General features: G+C 49.0%; 11 protein-coding genes. 2 read left to right on the top strand and 9 right to left on the bottom strand.

Annotated features, from left to right (window positions below):
* Nucleotides 1–11 precede the first annotated feature (11 nt).
* The 6 genes from DW896_RS02635 to DW896_RS02610 form a co-directional block, all read right to left on the bottom strand.
* Nucleotides 12–3122 (bottom strand): TonB-dependent receptor, encoded by a 3111-nt coding sequence (locus DW896_RS02635; protein WP_119992860.1) that lies wholly within the window; start codon nt 3120–3122, stop codon nt 12–14.
* A gap of 253 nt (nt 3123–3375) precedes the next feature.
* On the bottom strand, nt 3376–5100 hold the full coding sequence (locus DW896_RS02630; RefSeq protein ID WP_034529528.1) for a glycosyl hydrolase family 18 protein: 1725 nt from the start codon (nt 5098–5100) through the stop codon (nt 3376–3378).
* A 15-nt stretch (nt 5101–5115) separates the two neighbouring features.
* Nucleotides 5116–6381 (bottom strand): MFS transporter, encoded by a 1266-nt coding sequence (locus tag DW896_RS02625; RefSeq protein ID WP_016272970.1) that lies wholly within the window; start codon nt 6379–6381, stop codon nt 5116–5118.
* 53 nt (nt 6382–6434) lie between these two features.
* A complete protein-coding gene (locus DW896_RS02620) occupies nt 6435–7166 on the bottom strand; it encodes a 6-phosphogluconolactonase (protein ID WP_119992858.1) in 732 nt (243 codons plus the stop codon).
* A gap of 22 nt (nt 7167–7188) precedes the next feature.
* On the bottom strand, nt 7189–8130 hold the full coding sequence (locus tag DW896_RS02615; RefSeq protein ID WP_057252392.1) for an ROK family protein: 942 nt from the start codon (nt 8128–8130) through the stop codon (nt 7189–7191).
* 130 nt (nt 8131–8260) lie between these two features.
* Nucleotides 8261–12193, bottom strand: coding sequence for a two-component regulator propeller domain-containing protein (locus DW896_RS02610; RefSeq protein ID WP_119992856.1), 3933 nt, complete (start codon nt 12191–12193; stop codon nt 8261–8263).
* Nucleotides 12194–12318: 125 nt separating this feature from the next.
* Here DW896_RS02610 and DW896_RS02605 point away from each other — a divergent pair, with 125 nt between their 5' ends.
* Nucleotides 12319–15288: a PEP/pyruvate-binding domain-containing protein gene (locus DW896_RS02605; protein ID WP_005833061.1), complete on the top strand. Its 2970-nt coding sequence runs from the start codon at nt 12319–12321 to the stop codon at nt 15286–15288.
* Between the two features lies 1 nt (nt 15289).
* Here the strand turns inward: DW896_RS02605 and DW896_RS02600 are convergent, their stop codons facing one another.
* Nucleotides 15290–16357: a metallophosphoesterase gene (locus DW896_RS02600; RefSeq protein ID WP_034523237.1), complete on the bottom strand. Its 1068-nt coding sequence runs from the start codon at nt 16355–16357 to the stop codon at nt 15290–15292.
* 70 nt (nt 16358–16427) lie between these two features.
* Between DW896_RS02600 and menA the strand changes: the two genes are divergently transcribed.
* The gene (gene menA, locus DW896_RS02595; protein ID WP_005827044.1) at nt 16428–17339 is read left to right on the top strand and encodes a 1,4-dihydroxy-2-naphthoate octaprenyltransferase; all 912 of its coding nucleotides are present in this window, start codon (nt 16428–16430) and stop codon (nt 17337–17339) included.
* Nucleotides 17340–17385: 46 nt separating this feature from the next.
* Here menA and rfbB read toward each other — a convergent pair whose 3' ends face one another.
* Nucleotides 17386–18528: a dTDP-glucose 4,6-dehydratase gene (gene rfbB, locus DW896_RS02590; protein ID WP_005827045.1), complete on the bottom strand. Its 1143-nt coding sequence runs from the start codon at nt 18526–18528 to the stop codon at nt 17386–17388.
* A gap of 87 nt (nt 18529–18615) precedes the next feature.
* Nucleotides 18616–19488 carry a glucose-1-phosphate thymidylyltransferase RfbA gene (rfbA, locus tag DW896_RS02585; RefSeq protein WP_005827046.1) on the bottom strand — a complete coding sequence of 291 codons (873 nt, stop codon included), beginning with the start codon at nt 19486–19488 and terminating at the stop codon, nt 18616–18618.
* Nucleotides 19489–19756 lie beyond the last annotated feature (268 nt).

Genomic DNA, 19756 nt, shown 5'->3' with positions numbered 1-19756 from the left:
TTTTAGATTAATCAAAATGTTATGTTTGCACCGATGGTATAAGTACGTGCTTGCGGATATGTTCCCCCGTCAAATCCATCACGTGTTCCCACTTCCGGATCATAACCGCTATAATTGGTGATTGTAAACAGATTCTCGCCCTGCACAAAGAAACGCAGCCCCTTGATACCGACACGCTGCAACATCTGACCGGGTAGACTGTAACCTATCTGCAACACTTTCAAACGCATATACGAACCATCTTCCACAAAAAAGTTTGAAACCTGATAGTTATTGTTGTCACCATCTATCACACGTGGTACCCAATTGGAAGTTCCTTCACCGTGCCAACGGTTCAACCAGGATTTGTCGTAGTTACCAAAAGTCACATTGGAACGTCTGTACAGTTTATAAATGTCGTTTCCGATACTTCCTTGAAAGAATGCACTGAAATCCAGCCCCTTCCAATCGGCAGAGAGCGTAAATCCATACGTCCAGTCGGGATTCGGCTTACCTATCATAGTACGGTCATCGCCATTAAGACCATTTTTACCATCCAAATCTTTAAAACGGATATCTCCGGGCTTGGCATTCGGTTGTATCAAATGAGTCTTTCCGTTAGAATCTACGTAGGTATAGTTGTCTATCTCCTGCTGATTCTGAAAAATGCCATCATGCAAGTAACCGTAGAAGAAGCCGTACGGACGCCCGTTCTCTCTCCAACTGACCTGGCCGCCCATACCACCACCGATATTATTGAGACCGACGCGGTCGGGACCTTGGTCTGTTACAGTATTCTTCACATAAGAAGCATTTCCATTGATACCCAGATTCACTTCACCCACCTTAAAGCGATAGGACGCTTCGAACTCGATACCTTCGTTCTTCACTGTACCCGAATTGACCGTCATACTGCCATAACTGGTATAAAGAGGAATCGGCATGGAAAGCAGCATGTCCTTCGTCTTCTTCACGAAATAGTCGGCAGAGAATGTCAATGCACTGTTGAAGAAACGCAAGTCAATACCCAAGTCGGTCTGTTCGGAGGTCTCCCATTTCAAGTCTGCATTGGCATAGCCACTGGGCAGCATACCTGTATATACCTTTCCATTTATGACTGCATTCTTACCCTGGCTCATCATACTTGTATAGGCAAAGGAGCCGATGCGTTCATTACCGTTCTGTCCCCAGCTCAGACGTATCTTGGCAAAATCCAACCAGGAAGGTCTGTTCTCCATGAACTTCTCCCGGGTCAACACCCAACCCAAAGAAACCGAAGGGAATGTAGCATACTGGTGTTCGCGACTGAAGTTTGACGAACCGTCCCGTCTCACTACCGCTTCGAACAAATACTTTTCATCATAATTATAGTTGATACGTCCGAATACGGATGCAATGCGGTGATCTTCCGCCCCACCCCATACTTTGGACTGTTCTTCGGGCGCTGTGGCCGTGTCTATATATCCCTTGTCTATATCCACCACCAGCAGATTATAATCTTCCGCTTCCAAATTGGAGTAATGGTAGGAAGACATACTCGTACCGAACAGTGCACCTATATTATGACGGCCGAAAGACTTCGTATACGACAGCACATTTTCCCACTGCCAGTAGGAAGACTCCCTTTTCTTATCCTCTACTTTGGAAGTAGCATTCTTACTGGTAGCATTCAGCTCGTAAACCGGAGTTACATTCTTGATGGAATTGAATACCCATTCCGCACCATAGGTAGTCTTGAACTTCAAGCCCGGCAACAAGTCGACATCAAGGTTAAAGTTCGCACCGAAATTCTGCGGCATAGTCCTCTGGTTGTGGTTGACCTGCATGGCAGCCAGGGGATTGTTTATTTCACGCATCTCAATGATATTGTATGCCAAGCCGTTGGGAGCAATGACATGATTTGGATAAGTTACGGCATATTGCTCCAGTATAGCAGGGTCGGTCTGATAAACCGGCTCGGTAGGAGGCAACATATTCATGGAAGTAATCAAGCCTGCTGCTTCACTATTGCCAATAGTATTACCAGTCTGGATTGACTTGGAATAGCTTGCAATTGCACCAAAACTAATCTTATTCAACCAATTTCGTGATTTCGTGTCCAGTAATACATTATTGTAATTCAAGCGTACATTGTAGCGTTCATAATCAGCATGTCCTTTAGCATAAATACCTTCTTGCTTTACATAACCGAAAGAAGCATAATAGGTAGAGTTGTCCGTACCTCCACTCAACGAAACCTTGTGGTTCATAATAGGAGCATTCTTGTTCTGTAGTTCCTTTTGCCAGTCGGTATTGACGCTGGAAACAGTCGGGAAATAAGGGTCCTTACCTGCATTGGCAGCCATTTCATTCATCAACATCTGATAATCCGCACTACCCAGCAAATCCACCTTCTTGGAAGGATTCTGAATACCATACGTAAATTCATAGTTCAAAGTAGCCTTTCCTTTAGTACCCTTCTTCGTAGTAATCAGTACAACACCATTAGCACCACGGGCTCCGTAAATAGCGGCGGAAGCTGCGTCTTTCAACACTTCAATAGACTCAATATCAGAAGGATTCAAATGACTGATACCACTTTCAGACGGCATGCCGTCTACTATATAAAGCGGATCGGAGTTGTTGACCGTACCGGTACCCCGAATACGAATCTTTGATTCCGCACCGGGCTGACCTGAATTAGAGATAATCTGTACACCGGAAACTTTACCTTTCAAGGCATTCTGAATATTTGTAGGATTACCTTTATCCAACTCTTCACTGGTAACACGGCTCACAGCAGACGAAAGTACACTCTTCTTTTGTACACCATAGCCTACTACAACTACCTCGTCCAGCAACTCAGAAGAATCAGTAAAACGGACTTTCAGATTTGTATCTGCAGCAGTCAGTTTATACTCAATAGGCTCATAACCAATAAAAGTGAAGACCAACACATCACCCACAGAAGCTTTCAGACTGAAATTCCCATCAATGTCCGTCACAGTACCCACAGCCGGATTACTTTTCATACTGACATTAGCACCCGGAACCGTTTCTCCGGAAGGGTCATAAACGACACCCTGCACATTAATTTGTTGTGCGAAGAGCTGCAAAGTGCAACTGAGAATGCAAAGCAGCAAAAGGACTCTTTTTCTTTTCATGATAATAGTATTAGTTTATAAAATAGGAAGTTATTCATATTGTATTGATACAAATTCCAATACTTCGATAAGCGAAATTACGTACTAAACAAGAAATGGAAGTTGAATATTTCTCATAAGGAGTTCATTTACTAACACATCCATAAAAAACGTTTTATTTTAAACTTAAAGTGATAAAGTTTAAACCCATAAAAAAACGGATACGTTTCTGTACGTACCCGTTTTCTTCCAAATCCATTGATTATAAAAAGTATTACCTTTCTAAAGTCCAGTTAATGGCATTTCTGAACATGGTCGTAAACCCTTCCGTTTCGTACAATTTGCTGCTATGCCCTATCTGGAAATAAACATTGCGTGCCTTTTTGCTTTCATTGACCCAAACCACCGGATGATCGCCCATCTTGATGTCCGATGCAGGCGTGTAGCTCGATTCGTCTACATTGGCCAGTACATGTACATTGGGGCGCGGGCTCTTGTCATAAGTATACCACTCGTCATCGGGCACCACGAAAGAGGCCGGAACATCTTTCATTACCGGATGCTGTTTATCTTCCACAATCAGCGTACCGTTGGCCAGCGGAGCTATGTAGTTCTTGAAACGTACACCACCCATGAAATCAGAGAACCATTGCCACATGGGATAACCGTCAAACTCGCCCAGCAAAGTAGCATGATGGAAACCTATCCAGCCGCCACGGCCTTCTTCTATATACTTGACGAACGCATCTTCCGCTTCCTTCGGCCAAGTATAAGGCGGGAAATCCAATTGAATAACCAGGCTGAACTGCGACAAGTAAGCCTCCGTTATGTTCCTGGCATTGTTTATCTCGGTAATACTGAAATTCCCCTTTACACCTTCGGCCGCCAACCACCTCAAACCGGCATCCGTAAATCCTCCGTGCTGTCCGCCACGTTCCGTCAACACCAGTACCTTCGCCTTGTGCGGCTTGCCCAATAGGTTTTCTGCTACCGTACGGCGCAAATCACCCTGCTCATTGTCTCCGCTATAATCCCAATACATGCCTCCCAGCAAATCTTTATCCAGAATATACTGACACTTGATGGCAAGTGAACGGGGATTCTCAAAACCAAATACCAACGTATCATTCTTATCGGCCAGATAAGGCACTTGAGCCACCTCATCCCACTTTTCAGTATATTGGGTATCCGTATTCCCTACCTTATTATAGTCTTGGAAGCTGGGATAACCGTCACCTCCACGACCATAGAAGGGCATACCCATCACCAGCTTGGAAGGCGGTACGCCCGCTTTCAAGTGTGCAGTAACGGCACCGTCCGAAGTAATGTCACCGCTATGTCCTGACGGATAAAGCGCCGAATGGTGCTTGGGAGCAGAAGCCATGTCATAAGCCATGATATTCACAAAATCGACGGAAGGCAAGATAGCCTTGAAGTCAATGTAACGGGCAGAAGCTACGGTGGCAAGTGTCAGTTCCTTTTCATTGCCGATGGCAGCTCTGATATCCTGCATCAGAAGTGTAAAATTCTCCGTATCGTCCGGTGACGAGGATATATTTGCCATAGAGCTGGTGGGATATTCCCAATCGATGTCAATGCCATCCAAAGCGAACTCCTTCACCACACGGTCACAGTCCGCGGCAAAAGCACGGCGATATTCATCATTGGCAGCCATCTCACTGAAACGTCCGCTTCCCCAGCCGCCGATGGAAAGCAGCACTTTCAGCTCCGGCTTCTGTTTCCTCAAATCAACAATCTGTCTCAAACGTTCCTCATTATCAATCTTGACACCGTTAAAGCTCTCGTTTACATGACCGAACGCATAGTTGATATGCGTCATGTACTGCGGGTCGGGCATCACCTCACTCCACGAAGTGACATAAGCAACCACAACCTTTGAATCGCGAGAAGCCGCAACGACCTCTTCTCCCGACTTAACGCTACCGCATGAAACCAATACGCCCAAAGCGGCAGCCATCATCATTCTAATTTTTTTCATAAGTACTATCTTTAATTACAAATTATCGCAGGTCTGACGGACCCGTGAACCTATCAATGCATAATACAGCATAAACGCTTCTCCAAAAAGAACGATGAACCATGACCATCTCCAGCCTCCAAGAACATCGGCAAGCACTCCTTGCAACAAGGGCAATATGGCACCGCCTACCACTCCAATCATGAACACACCGGAAGCCACCGAAGTGTATTTTCCCAAATGGGCAACGGACAAGGTAAAGATAGCTCCCCACATGATGGAATGGAACAGACCTACTGCCGTGAGCAGCCACGGATTATTCAGAAGAATGGCCAGTAGGGCGAGTAGTCCTGCCGATACCGTAGTAACCGTCAACTGCACGCGGGGAGAAATTCTGCTCAGGCTGCTCCCCACCAGGCGGCCCACAAGCATACCACCCCAATAGAGCGTAGCCATCAGTGCCGGAGAAGCATAATCCATCTCGATGGCGTACAGATTGATATTGGCCCCGATACAGACTTCCACTCCTACATAAAAGAAGATAGCTACCACGCCCAATGTCAGATGACGGAAGGACCATACACTTTTTTCCAGCTTTTCTCCCTTCTCTACCCTGGTTCCTTGGATATCGGGCAAAGACAATTTCATCAACAACAATACAATCAAAGAAATAACAGCCATCAATGCCAGGAACGGAACCATCAGCTGGTCAATCTGAATGTCCTCCATAGACAGACCGCCGAACACGACACCGGTCACGAAATAAGGAGCAAGCGTAGTTCCCACAGAATTGGCGGAACCGCCTATAGCCAAACGCTGAATGGACTGGGTACCCTTGACATGGCAAGCCGTCAGATAAGGATTTATAACCACTTGCAGAATGGTGGCCGAAGCCCCTACCACGAAAGAACCCAGTAAGAAAATCAAGAACCCTCCAGGGATAACATTATTTCCTGCATGCCAATTCGCTTCAGGAAAGTGTACTGTGAAATAGGAAGAGGCAAAGAACAAACCAAGTCCCACAATCATCACCAGCAATCCACGCATCAATGTTCCTTTATATCCGTATTTGCTAATCCACGACGAGCCTACCCCTCCACAAACCGGATAAGCAAGGAACCAGGAGAAAGTAATCAAAGTAGCAAAAGTATTTTTCAACCCGCCCACTTCCGAAAGAAAAGTTTCTTTCAGAGGACCCTGAAACTGAGTATTGGCAGTCGTAAGGAAACCTACAATAAAGAACAAGAACACCATCGTGATGAATGGCCCCATATAGTTTATTTGTTTTTCTTGTTGTGTCATAGTATTTTGATTATTAATTCAAATAATTAGTTATCAGCCGCCTGCAAGGCGACTTAGCAGTTAAGCATGCTTGCCGCCGCCTCATCCAGCAGAAATTCACAGTTGGGATGAAGCTGAAGGATGGAAGCAGGAACATCTGTTGTCACAGGCCCTTCAAGCATCCGCTTGACAATATCCGCTTTATTAGTCCCTTTGGCAACCAGTACAATCCGGCGTGCCTGCATAATGTTCTTTATTCCCAAAGTAGCCCCTCCCAACTCTTTATCGGGAGGAGTACCCGTTTCTCTACGGATGCGTTCTTCCAGTTCCACATTCATCCGGGTCACCCATGCTTCACCGCCAAAGGGAGATTCCGGCTGGTTGAATCCCAGGTGTCCGTTCTCACCCAACCCTAAAATCAGCAAATCAATACCGCCACGGTTCGCAATTTCCTGCTGGAAATCCCTGCATGACTGTTCAAAATCACCAGAAATGGTAGGCAGCATCAAAAAATTCTCTTTCTTGATGCCCAATGTATCCATCAACTCCGTTTTCAGCATCGTGTAACATGCTCCGGCATATTCGCGCGGCACATTCGTTACCTCATCCAATCCGAAGAAAGTAACGGTATCCACCTTAAACGGATATTTAGTATAGATTTCTCCCACCAACCGATGAAGATTGCCGGTAGTACGTCCCGTCGAAAGTCCTATCACACTCTCCGGTTCATTCAACATCTGCCCGATGATGCGCCATGCAGCCGTGCAGTCAAACTCCTTTTCATTCTTTGTTATTGTTATTTTCATATTCTTAATCATTAATTCCTAATCACATATTCATCGCCACCGCGCCGGCCCCCAGAAGCCCGATAAATCCGGGATTCAGTTTCGTAATGACAACCCCGTTGCTGACAAAACGCATGGTCGTAGGATGAAGTTTCTCCAGAATCTTCTCGTGCATATACCCGTCGGCCACAATGCCTCCACCCAACACCACCGTGTCCGGGTCAATCACACGTACCAGATTCATGATAAGATTGGCAAGCGCCTCAGCTGCATTCTCCACCAGCACCGTACAAAGAGGGTCACCTTTCTGACTGAGTGCAAACACCTCACTCACAATCACCCGTTCTCCTTTTTCTGCCGGAATATGCAGGCTGGTTTCATACTGATTGCGGAGCAGACGGGCACAATTGTCAAAACCTATGCCGGCAGCAATCGCCTCCACACAGTCCATCCGTCCACAACCGCATTTAATGCCTATGTTCACACCTACACGCACGTGTCCCACTTCGCCGGCATTGAAATGGCTGCCACGGATTTGTCTCCCATTTATCACCGTACCCACGGCAATGCCTGTACCTACATTTACGTATATGAAGTTTTTGGAAATTTGTCCGAATCCCCAGACGCGTTCGGCTCTTGTAGCGCTCTTCACATCATTGTCTATATGGCAAGGCATGCCATATATGTCCGACAGTTCCTTTGCCAACTCAATCCGCTGTGTCCTGCTCGGGTCAATCTGCAGCCAGACACCTTCGTTGGGATCTACACGCCCTATCAGGCCAACACCCATCGCTACCGGTTTCTGGTCATACCAGCCCACGGTACGGATATAATCATCGAGCGACGACTTGATGATTTCCAGCGCAGCCTGCTGATTAAAGTAACCGGAGTCATATTTCTTATACCTCAAAATGTTGCCACGGCTATCCATTTCGCCAATCAGCAACTTCGTGCCTCCTAAATCAAGACCTAAATACGTTTCCATTTTTTATATGCGTTTTTTAATATTGTTTACTGTCCACAATATTACGCACTATCAGGGAGACAAGGGTTTATTCTCTGACAAAAAAGGTTTAATACTTGTCAGCAGTGGTTCAAAAGCAGTCTTCATGGCTCTAAATTTTGCTGGGACTGGTACCAAACTGCTTTTTGAAGCATGTACTGAAATATTTCGGGTCAGAAAATCCGACCATATTCGCCACTTCCCCTATCGAATATTTCCGGGAAACCAGCAGCTCTTTTGCCTTGTTCAAACGGACAATGCGGATGAAGTCATTCGGTCCCTGCCCGGTCAGCGTCTTTATCTTATTGTAGACAGAAGTGCGGCTCATGCCCAGCATCCGGCAGAAGTCATTGATGGAGAATTCCGAATCGGACAACTCCTCCTCAATCACTTTCATAACCTTGTCCAGGAACTCCTTGTCCAACTGGCTGGTATAGTCTGTCTCTTCGGGCTGCGCATCCATCGCCAACACGGTTTCGCGCAAATGCTGCCTATTCTGAAGAATATTCCTGATACGCACTTTCAGCACAGACAAGTCGAAAGGCTTGATGATGTAGTCATTGGCACCGGCCTCCAGTCCGAAGATGATATTTTCCCTCTCACTCAGTGCGGTCAGTAATATAATAGGTATATGGCTTGTATCTACCGATGACTTCAGAATCCGACACAATTCATCACCTTCCAGTACCGGCATCACAATGTCCGAGATAATGATATCAGGATTGATTTCCCTTGCCGTCTCCAATGCCTTTCCGCCGTCGGGCACGGCAACTACCTTATATTCGGAAGACAAGCTGTCCACCAGATACTCCCTCATATCCGCATCGTCCTCCGCCAGAAGAAGGACATTCTTCCCGGCACGTTCCGTTTCTTCATGCACAGCCCCGGTAGCGGCCTGAGCTTCTTCCCGGCCGTCAGCCTTCGCTTCCACCGCCACGCTCGCCTTTATCCTCTGCGGGAAAGTTACCGTAAACGTAGTTCCCTGCCCTTCCACGCTACTGAAAGAGATAGTGCCGTGATGCTGTTTCACAATGCGGCGCGTAATCATCAGACCGATACCCGAACCGGTTTCCTCAAAGTTCATGGCATTCTGGGCTCTATAATATTCGTGAAAAATATTGCCCTGCTCCTCTTTCGGAATGCCGATACCCGTATCCTTCACTTCAATAGTCCACTTCTTTCTTGCAGTCTTCACCAGTATGTGAATGACTCCCTTCTCTGTATACTTCAAGGCATTGGAGAGCAGATTGTCTATGATATGATCCATCTTCTCCCGGTCAATCCAAACCTTGGGCATATCCGGCTCCACCTCCAACTCTATCCCGACGCTCTTCTGCATGGCGGCTAAGTGAAACTCCGCCATTTTTTCCTCCAGATAAGCCTTAATGTCGTATGGAGAAACCTTCAGACACTCCTCGGCATGCAGTTCCGTTTTCTGCAACTCAAGCAGTTGAGTAATCATTCCCATCAGTTTTTCCACATTCTTCATAGCCACCGCAACGGTTTTCTTACCCTGCTCCGGAAGTCCCTCCTGCGCTTCGAGCTCGCTCAGCGGAGCCTTTATTAAAGTAACCGGTGTACGGATATCATGGGCTATACTGATAAAGGAACGTATCTTGTCCCTTATACGCCCCTCGTTCACCTTATGCCTCCTATACTGCACAAACATGTACACAAAGACAGACAACAAGATGAAATAGAGGAGCAGCGCCCACCACGAAACCCAGTAAGGGTTATGAATGACAATGTCCAGACTTCTTTCTCCCACCTGCTGCCCGGTGTACTTATCAAATGCCCGCAAGCGGAATACATACTTACCGGACGAGAGATTCATATAGCTCACGTTCCGCACTGAATTGGAGTGTTCCCACTCTTCATTGTGATTTTCGAGCCTATACTCATACCTGATACGATGCGGGACTGCAAAGTTGATGGCAGAGAAGGAAATAGAGAAGGAGTTTTGATTATACTTCAAATCTATTTTCCGGGTATCATTGATATTCGTTTGCAAAAGAGAGCCTTTCATTCCCGCTTTGACCGATTCATAAAGCAGTTTAAAGTCTGTCAGAATCAGCTCAACGGGTGCATGAGTCCCCAAGTCCAAAGACGGGAGAAAGGAAAGAACCCCTTCTGCAGTACCGAAAGCAAGACATCCATTCTTCAACTTAAGGGCAGCATTCGGGTTGTAATATCCCCAGCTGACATCCAAAAAATCATTGGCACTGATGATAATATCCCGGGAGCAGTCCAAGCAATACAATTCCTTCTCCGTACTGAACCAGATACGCCCTTCGTTATCCTCCAGCAGGCTGTTGATGGAATTGGAAACCAGATTGTCATCTACGGTATATGCATGCGCCTCTTTCCCATCCGGACCAACACGTATAAGGCCTTCCCCGTCTGTCGCCAGCCAAATATCACCGGATGAGGACTGCATCAGGCAACGGACAGGATAATGCAGAGAGATGTCTCCAAACGTCTGATGCCACTGCGTGTCTCCCGACTTCTTATCAAAGACGGCCAACCCGCTGCAACCGGCAATCAGTAATGAGCCCCCCTTACCCGGCTTTATGTCACCTATGCAATCAATCGGGTAATATGTATAAGTATCCGTCCGTATATCGTAACGGGTAAACTCTCCTTCAATACCACCGAACCAGACATAATCCCCTTCCGCATAAATGGCATAAACATAGTCGGTGGCCATTCCCTTCTCCGGATGTGCATTTCTTTTCTCTTTCTTCTGTACCCGTCCGGTCTGTTTATGAATACAATAGACACCGATACCATAGCCACCTACCCAGATGTTTCCCCCGGAGTCTTCGGCAAGTGCCAATACCACTTTGCCACTATATTCCGTACCGTCCAGATAGTGGGTCCATTTGCGTGACCGAGGTTGATAGAGGCTGACGCCGTTGTTTGTACCATACCAATAATCTCCCTCCGAGTCCTGAAACATCACATTTACATGGTCCGACTTCAGGGAATTATCATTATTGCGTTCGTGCCTGATTCTATAGACATCCGGCATCTCCGGATCCAGATAGCTGATGCCATTCGTAGAAGTGCCAATCCATACAACTCCGGATTCATCCACACAAATATCGGATACCGTATTACCACTCAAGCTTTTGTCATCATCCCCGTTATTCATATAATGGTTCAAAAGTTCTCCGGTAGCGACATCCATGCAAAAAACACCTGCACCGTCGGCTCCCACCAGCAGCAAATTATCCTTTGTCCTTGCAAACGAACGGATAGGCACATGAGGAATCCGGTCATTCAAGGAATGTATTTGCCCTTCGGGACCGTCAAGCACAAATACGCCGTTTGAAAAGGTACCGATGAACAGCTTCGCTCCGAAGACATAGAGCGATTCCACATGCATCTCTGTATGCAGGTCAACCGGCCTCGTCTCAAAAGACGAAGAACCTGCCGCTCCTGCCTTCGTCAGCCGGAAGACACCCTTGTCGGTGCCTGCAAAAAACACTTCATCTTCCATTTGGACCATGCAACGGACAGATTGCCCCTTCAATCCGGCAAAAGACAGTCCTGCACTTTCTTCCCAAGAATAAAGCCCCTTCGACATACACAACCACAAACGGTTTTCGTCATCAAACAGCATATTATACAATACCGGAGAAGGCAGGTAATCGGCCAAGTCCACACGCAATTGGAAAGAGTCCGTCAGTTTGTTGTATGCATAGATTTTTCCATTCTTCAATGCAACCCAGACAATACCCTCCTTATCACACATCATGGTAGTGGAAGACTGGATATTGTCCCTGGAATCAACCATTCCGTCCAACTTGTAATGCTTGATTTCATTCCCGTCATAACGATCTATCCCGACATGAGTATACACCCAGACAAATCCGGCCGAATCCTTGTTTATCTGGAATACTTGCCGACTGCCCAATCCCTCCTTGATACCCAAGGTGCGGAATGAACCGGCAAACAAGTCAGCGGACAAAAAAACGAACACCCATAACAGCAGAAATGTACATGCAACGGATTTATATGGAAACGGATATGGAGCAGACATAGGTCATATATTGTTTTTCGGATGCAATATTACGCATAAATATAAAAAAAACGGTCGAAAAACTATCCGAATAGGTTCGATTTCTATTACTTTTGCCTTCCGAAACCAACAAATCATGAGAAGCCATGCTCAGTAAGTTCAAATTAAACCAGCTCTATTTCAAGGACACACAGTTTGCCAACCTCATGACACGGCGCATTTTCAACGTCCTTCTGATAGCCAATCCTTACGATGCTTTCATGCTGGAAGATGACGGCCGCATCGACGAAAAGATATTCAATGAATACACTTCGCTCTCCTTGCGCTACCCTCCCCGTTTCACGCAGGTTTCCACTTGCGAGGAGGCGCTGACACAGCTGTCCTCCATCTCTTTCGACCTCATCATCTGCATGCCGGGCACGGGAGACAACGACAGCTTCGACGTGGCACGATACATCAAAAACCTGTATGAACAGATTCCGATGGTGATACTTACCCCTTTCAGCCACGGCATCACCAAGCGTATTGCCAATGAAGACCTCAGTCCCTTTGAGTATGTGTTCTGCTGGCTGGGAAACACCGACTTGCTGGTTTCCATCATCAAGCTGATAGAGGACAAGATGAACCTGGAGCACGACGTCAACGAAGTGGGTGTGCAGCTCATCCTGCTGGTGGAAGACGGCATCCGCTTTTACTCCTCCATCCTGCCCAATCTGTATAAATTCGTATTGAAGCAGAGCCAGGAATTCTCTACTGAAGCACTGAATGCCCACCAGCGCACACTGCGCATGAGGGGACGTCCCAAAATTGTACTGGCACGTACCTATGAAGAAGCCTTTGGCATCTACCAAAAATATAAGAATAATATATTAGGTGTCATCACCGACGTACGCTTCCCCCGCGTAGAACGGGGCGAGAAGGACGGACTGGCCGGTATCAAGCTCTGTGCCGCCATCCGCAAGGAAGACCCGTTTGTACCCCTTATCATACAGTCCAGCGAATCGGACAACGCAGCGTATGCAGCCAAATACGATGCCGCCTTCATCGACAAGAATTCCAAAAAGATGGATGTGGACCTGCGCCGTATTGTATCAGACAATTTCGGCTTCGGCGACTTTATCTTCCGCAACCCGGACACGCTGGAAGAGATTGCCCGCGTAAAGAATCTCAAAGAGCTGCAGAACATTCTTTTTGCTGTTCCGGCAGAATCATTCCTTTACCACATCAGCCGCAACCACGTCAGCCGCTGGCTCTACTCACGTGCCATGTTTCCCGTGGCAGAGTTCCTGCGGCCCATCACCTGGAATAGCTTGCAAGACGTGGATGCCCACCGTAAAATTATCTTCGAGGCTATCGTGAAATACCGCAAGATGAAAAACCAGGGAGTAGTGGCAGTCTTCAGGCGCGACCGCTTTGACCGATACTCCAACTTTGCCCGTATTGGCGACGGTTCGCTGGGAGGCAAGGGGCGCGGACTGGCTTTCATCGACAACCTGGTGAAGCATCACCCCGAGTTCGAAGAGTTTGAGAATGCCCGTGTCGCCATCCCCAAGACCATCGTGCTCTGTACCGATGTGTTCGACGAGTTTATGGATACCAACAATCTGTATCAGATAGCCTTGTCCGATGCCGACGATGACGTCATCCTGCGCTACTTCCTCAAAGCAAAGCTGCCCGACCGCCTGGTGGAGGACTTCTTCACCTTCTTCGACGTGGTGAAGTCGCCCCTTGCCATCCGTTCGTCCTCGTTGTTGGAAGACTCGCACTACCAACCCTTCGCCGGTATCTACAACACCTATATGATTCCCTATCTAGACGACAAGTACGAGATGCTGCGCATGCTGAGCGATGCCATCAAGGGAGTATATGCTTCGGTCTACTTCCGCGACTCGAAGGCATACATGCAGGCAACGAGCAACGTTATCGACCAGGAAAAGATGGCTGTCATCCTGCAAGAGGTAGTGGGCAACCAGTATGGTGACCGCTACTACCCCAGCATGTCCGGTGTGGCACGTTCGCTCAACTACTACCCCATCGGCGACGAGAAGGCAGAAGAAGGTATCGTCAATCTGGCGCTCGGTTTAGGTAAATACATCGTGGACGGTGGCATGACGCTCCGCTTCTCGCCCTATCACCCCAACCAGGTGCTGCAAACCAGCGAAATGGAGATTGCCCTCAAAGAGACTCAGACCCGCTTCTATGCCCTCGACCTGCGCAATGCCGGTCACGACTTCTCCATCGACGACGGCTTCAACCTGCTGAAACTGCACGTCAAAGAAGCGGAAAAGGACGGAGCACTGAACTACATAGCCTCCACCTACGACCCTTACGACCAGATTATCCGCGACGGGCTTTATCCCGGCGGACGCAAAGTCATCACCTTTGCCAACATCCTGCAACACGACGTATTCCCCCTGCCACGCATCCTGCAACTGGCTTTGAAATACGGAGAGCAGGAGATGCGCCGTCCCGTAGAGATAGAGTTTGCCGCCACCATGAGCCGCGAGAAGGACAAAACCGGCACCTTCTACCTGCTGCAAATCCGCCCGATAGTCGACACCAAGGAGATGCTGGATGAAGACCTTACCGCCATTCCGGACGACCAGGTACTGCTCCGTTCCAACAACTCATTGGGACATGGCATCATGAACGAGATACATGACATTATCTATGTGAAGACAGACGACTATAGTGCCTCCCACAACCAGGAGATTGCCTGGGAGATAGAGAAGCTGAACCAGCAGTTCCTGGACGAAGGCCGCAACTATGTCCTTGTAGGTCCCGGACGCTGGGGTAGCAGTGACACCTGGCTCGGCATCCCCGTGAAGTGGCCGCACATCAGCGCTGCCCGCGTGATAGTGGAAGCCGGACTGACCAACTACCGGGTAGACCCCAGCCAGGGAACCCACTTCTTCCAGAACCTGACCTCCTTTGGAGTGGGATACTTTACCATCAACGCCTTTATGAATGACGGCGTATACAACCAGGAATTCCTGAATGCACAGCCTGCCGTACACGAGACGAAGTACCTGCGGCATGTACATTTCCACCAGCCGATGGTGGTAAAGATGGATGGCAAGAAGAAACTGGGAGTGGTGCTGATGCCCGAAGAATAAATCAGTCCGTCAGCCGGTGCAGCACAATCATCACCACCTCTGCGGGAGCAAACATGCGGATGGCTTTCTGCGAAGTGCCGATGCCGTTGGTGACAATCATCGGGATGTTCTTTGAGTTGTACTTCAGCCCGGAGAGGAACCGCTGCCCGTAGTGCGAGGGGACTATCGGTGCATAAAGCCCGAACAGCGTCACCTGCCCGCCATGCGTGTGTCCGGCCAGGATGAGATCGGAGTTTGTCACCGGGACGTCCTCGGCATAGTCTGGCGTATGCGTCAGCAGGATTACGAAATCGTCGGGCGAAAGGCCGAGTGTGGGCGATGTGCCGTTCTTGCCCAAGTCGAAAGGATTGCGCACGCCCGCCACAAGAATCCGCTCACCGCCACGCCGCAGGGTGTCCACCTTATGCTCCAGCAGATGCATGCCATAATGCCTCATTTCGCGCACGATGTCGTCATAGCAAGCCTCGTAGTCATTGTTGCCAAGCACGGCATAGGTGCCCAACGGCGTCTTCACTTGCGCCAGGGCAGCCATGACGGGCGGCACGTACTGGCAGCCTTCGTGAAAGTCACCGCCAATCAGCAGCACGTCGGCCTTCTGGTCTATGAGCAGGCGGACCAGGTCCTTCAATCCCTCCTCCTTCAGCAGGCTTTTGTAGTGCAGGTCGGAGACAAAGGCGATGCGGAAGCCCTCGAAGGCGGCAGGCACGTCGCGATGCGTGAAGTCGTACGTCTTAATGCGGCTGACGCCCTTATAGGCCGAGCCTACGTGGGTGGTTTTCGATGTGATTCTTGTACCTCGCTGCACAATTACCTTTTGTACCGGTGCCGTTTTCTTTATCTGCTGTTTCTTTACCTCGCCCTTCGCCGGCTGGCGGCGGACATTACGCAAATCAGACTGGTCAAAGGTGAACATCGGCGAAAGGCGGGCAGGCAACCCGATAGTATCGCCAAGCTGCGTGCTGTCTGCCTGCATGACTGGCTGCGGCAACGACACGGTAATCATCCGCTTGGAACGGCAGGAAGACAAGAGCAGCAGAGAAAGAATGGATATGTAGACTAACTTCTTCATCATAAGTGGGTACAAATATAGGGATTTTCAGTATTTTTGCTGGCAGATGCCGAACTAAATTGGAACTACGATGAACGAGATTAAACAGAATTCACCCTACGCATGGTTTCTCGCCGCCCGCCCCAAGACGTTGACGGGAGCCATCATCCCGGTATTGCTGGGCAGTGCCCTTGCCTTCAGCGACGGACAGTTCAAGACCGCACCCGCCCTGCTGTGCGCCCTCTTTGCCTGCGGCATGCAGATTGCCGCCAACTTTATCAACGACCTCTTCGACTTCCAGAAAGGGACCGACCGTCGGGAAGACCGGCTGGGGCCACAGCGCGCCTGCGCCGAAGGTTGGATTACGCCGGCAGCCATGAAAACCGGCATCGGCATCGCACTGACACTGTCGTGCCTGGCAGGGCTGGCAGTGCTGTTCACCGTCTGGGGGCAGCTGCCCCACGGAGGCTGGGAACTGGTGGTGCTGGGCGTGGTGTGCATACTGTTTGCTTTCCTCTATACCACGCTGCTCTCCTATCGGGGCTGGGGCGACGTACTGGTGCTGGTGTTCTTCGGCTTCGTGCCCGTATGCGGCACCTACTACGTGCAGGCCTATACGCTGAATATGGATGTGGTGGTGCTGTCGCTCGTCAGTGGCCTCGCCATAGACACCTTGCTGATGGTGAACAACTATCGCGACCGCGAGCAGGATGCCGTGAGCGGCAAGTGTACGCTGGTGGTACGCTACGGCAAGAAGTTCGGTGAGAATATGTATCTGGCACTGGGCATCGCCGCCGTGCTGCTCTGCTTCTGGTTTGTCTACACGGGCAAGCTGACTCCGCTGGAATTTATCTGGGCTCCCTGCGTCTATCTCTATATGCACGCACTGACGTGGCGCAAAATGATACAGATAGGTAGCGGTAAAAAGCTGAACAGCATACTGGGCGAGACGTCGCGCAATATGCTGTTCTTAGGATTACTGTTAGCGGTGGCGCTGAATTGAGAGGTTAGAGGTTAAGGATTAGCGGTTAGACCCTAATCCCTAAACCTTAACCTCTACCTCCATACATCTGTTCGTAATACTTCTGATAATCACCGCTGGTCACTTCTTCCACCCACGGCTGGTTGTTCAGGTACCATTCAATGGTCTTGACGATGCCGACCTCGAACTTCGTCTCCGGATACCAGCCCAGGGCATTGGTAATCTTTGTGGGGTCGATGGCATAACGCTGGTCGTGACCTAGGCGGTCTTTGACGAAGGTGATAAGGTCTTCGTTTATCCAGCTGATGTCAATCGTGCCGTCGGCGGCTTTTACTTGTTTCTTCAGCACTGCACGGTAACGGGGTTCTTCCTCCATCAAGCGGCGGACGGTGGCAATAGTCAGCTTCACGATTTCAAGATTGGTCTTTTCGTTGTGACCGCCTACGTTGTAGACTTCGCCTTCCACACCCTCGCGGACAACCAGGTCGATAGCTTTGCAGTGGTCTTCCACGTAGAGCCAGTCACGCACGTTACTGCCGTCGCCATAGACGGGGAGGTTCTTGCCTTCGAGAATATTCTTGATGATAAGCGGAATCAGCTTTTCGGGGAAGTGATAAGGACCGTAGTTGTTGGAACAGCGGGTGATAGTGACGGGCATCTTATAGGTATCGTGATAGGCCATCACTACCATATCGGCACTCGTCTTGCTGGCGCTGTAAGGGCTGTGCGGGCAGAGCGGGGTTTGCTCTGTGAAGTAGCCTTCGGCACCAAGTGAGCCGTAAACTTCGTCGGTAGACACTTGATGGTAACGAACGCCTTTGCGCCAAGTGGGATAACCGGACTCGTCCTTACCCGTGACCCAGGCACGGCGGGCGGCATCGAGCAAGTTTTGTGTACCCAGGATGTTGGTCATCAGGAAAAGCTGGGGATTCTCTATGCTACGGTCTACGTGGCTCTCGGCAGCAAAATTCACTACGTAATCGAACTTATACTTGGCAAACAGTTCGTCGGCAAGCACGCGGTCGCAGATGTCACCTTTTACAAAAAAGCAACGTTCATCGTCAATGTCATTGGCAATGGTGCCCAGATTGCCTGCGTAGGTCAAGGCATCCAGTATCACCACTTTAATATCATTATGTTTTGCCAGGATATATTTAATATAGTTGGCGCCGATAAAACCGGCGGCACCGGTTACGAGATAAGTCTTCATGAGAATTAAAAATTATAAATTAAAAATTAAAGTCAGCGGGCCTTTATAGGAGAACTATTCTCCTTCTCTTTTTGGGGAACAAAGAGTTCATCGCTTCGATTCAGCCAGTTCCATCAGGTATTTGCCATATTCGGTCTTGCCAAGCTGTTCACCCAAGCGATACAGCTGGTCTACATCTATCCAGCCCTTGCGCCAGGCAATCTCTTCGATACAGCTCACGCGGAAGCCTTGACGGTTCTGGATGGTGGCGACAAAATTGCTGGCTTCCAGCAGGCTGTCGCAATTGCCGGTGTCGAGCCAGGCAAAGCCACGGCCGAAGAGCTCCACTTTCAGCGTGCCCTCGTCCAGATAGAGACGGTTGAGGTCGGTAATTTCGTATTCGCCGCGAGCAGAGGGCTTCAAGGAGGCGGCTTTCTCTGTCACGGTGGAGTCGTAGAAGTACAGTCCGGGGACGGCATAGTTGCTTTTAGGATTGGCAGGCTTTTCTTCCAGCGAGACGGCTTTGCCGTTGGCATCAAACTCCACTACACCGTAGGCACGGGGGTCCTTGACGTAATAACCAAAGATGCAGGCACCCTTGTCTATGGAAGCGGCACGCTTCAGCATGGCGGAGAAGCCTTGACCGTAGAACATGTTGTCGCCCAGAATAAGGCAGCCCGGTCCGCCGTCCAAGAACTCTGCACCCAGCACAAAGGCTTGTGCCAGTCCGTTGGGATTCTCTTGTATCTTATAGGAAAAGGACATACCGAGTTCTTCACCGGTTCCCAGCAGCTCGCGGAACATGGGTAAGTCACGTGGAGTAGAGATAATAAGCACTTCGCGAATCCCCGCCAACATCAGTGTAGAGAGCGGGTAGTATATCATCGGCTTGTCGTAGACGGGCATTATCTGCTTGGAGATAGCCTTGGACAACGGATAGAGACGAGTGGCACTGCCACCTGCAAGAATAATTCCTTTCATATTTCAGTTCTTTTTCGGTGATACTTCAAAATGGAGAATAAAATAAGAAGGAGGACGATGCCCCACGGCTCTACTTGCTATTCGGGTACAAAGATAATGGAAAAATTCGATTAAGTGAAGGCTTGGTTTCATCTTTTTACTTCATTGCTTTGCTTACTCCGGTACATTGTTTTGCTTACTTCAGTGCGTAACGGCCGTCACCCCTTGATGAAACGGTCTTCACTGTCTTATCCTGATATAGGTAGACACATTTACAAACTAATAAATG

The organism is Bacteroides sp. AM41-16 (assembly GCF_003603495.1).
Lineage (GTDB): Bacteria > Bacteroidota > Bacteroidia > Bacteroidales > Bacteroidaceae > Bacteroides > Bacteroides uniformis.
The sequence above is the reverse complement of the archived record's forward strand: the minus strand, read 5'-3'. Positions and strand labels throughout refer to the sequence as shown.

Excerpts from the sequence above, each read along its gene's own strand:
- DW896_RS02625 (WP_016272970.1), bottom strand. The coding sequence starts at position 6,381 with ATGACACAACAAGAAAAACAAATAAACTATATGGGGCCATTCATCACG.
- rfbB (WP_005827045.1), bottom strand. The coding sequence starts at position 18,528 with ATGAAGACTTATCTCGTAACCGGTGCCGCCGGTTTTATCGGCGCCAAC.
- DW896_RS02620 (WP_119992858.1), bottom strand. The coding sequence starts at position 7,166 with ATGAAAATAACAATAACAAAGAATGAAAAGGAGTTTGACTGCACGGCT.
- menA (WP_005827044.1), top strand. The coding sequence starts at position 16,428 with ATGAACGAGATTAAACAGAATTCACCCTACGCATGGTTTCTCGCCGCC.
- DW896_RS02600 (WP_034523237.1), bottom strand. The coding sequence starts at position 16,357 with ATGAAGAAGTTAGTCTACATATCCATTCTTTCTCTGCTGCTCTTGTCT.
- DW896_RS02615 (WP_057252392.1), bottom strand. The coding sequence starts at position 8,130 with ATGGAAACGTATTTAGGTCTTGATTTAGGAGGCACGAAGTTGCTGATT.
- DW896_RS02630 (WP_034529528.1), bottom strand. The coding sequence starts at position 5,100 with ATGAAAAAAATTAGAATGATGATGGCTGCCGCTTTGGGCGTATTGGTT.
- DW896_RS02635 (WP_119992860.1), bottom strand. The coding sequence starts at position 3,122 with ATGAAAAGAAAAAGAGTCCTTTTGCTGCTTTGCATTCTCAGTTGCACT.
- DW896_RS02610 (WP_119992856.1), bottom strand. The coding sequence starts at position 12,193 with ATGTCTGCTCCATATCCGTTTCCATATAAATCCGTTGCATGTACATTT.
- DW896_RS02605 (WP_005833061.1), top strand. The coding sequence starts at position 12,319 with ATGCTCAGTAAGTTCAAATTAAACCAGCTCTATTTCAAGGACACACAG.
- rfbA (WP_005827046.1), bottom strand. The coding sequence starts at position 19,488 with ATGAAAGGAATTATTCTTGCAGGTGGCAGTGCCACTCGTCTCTATCCG.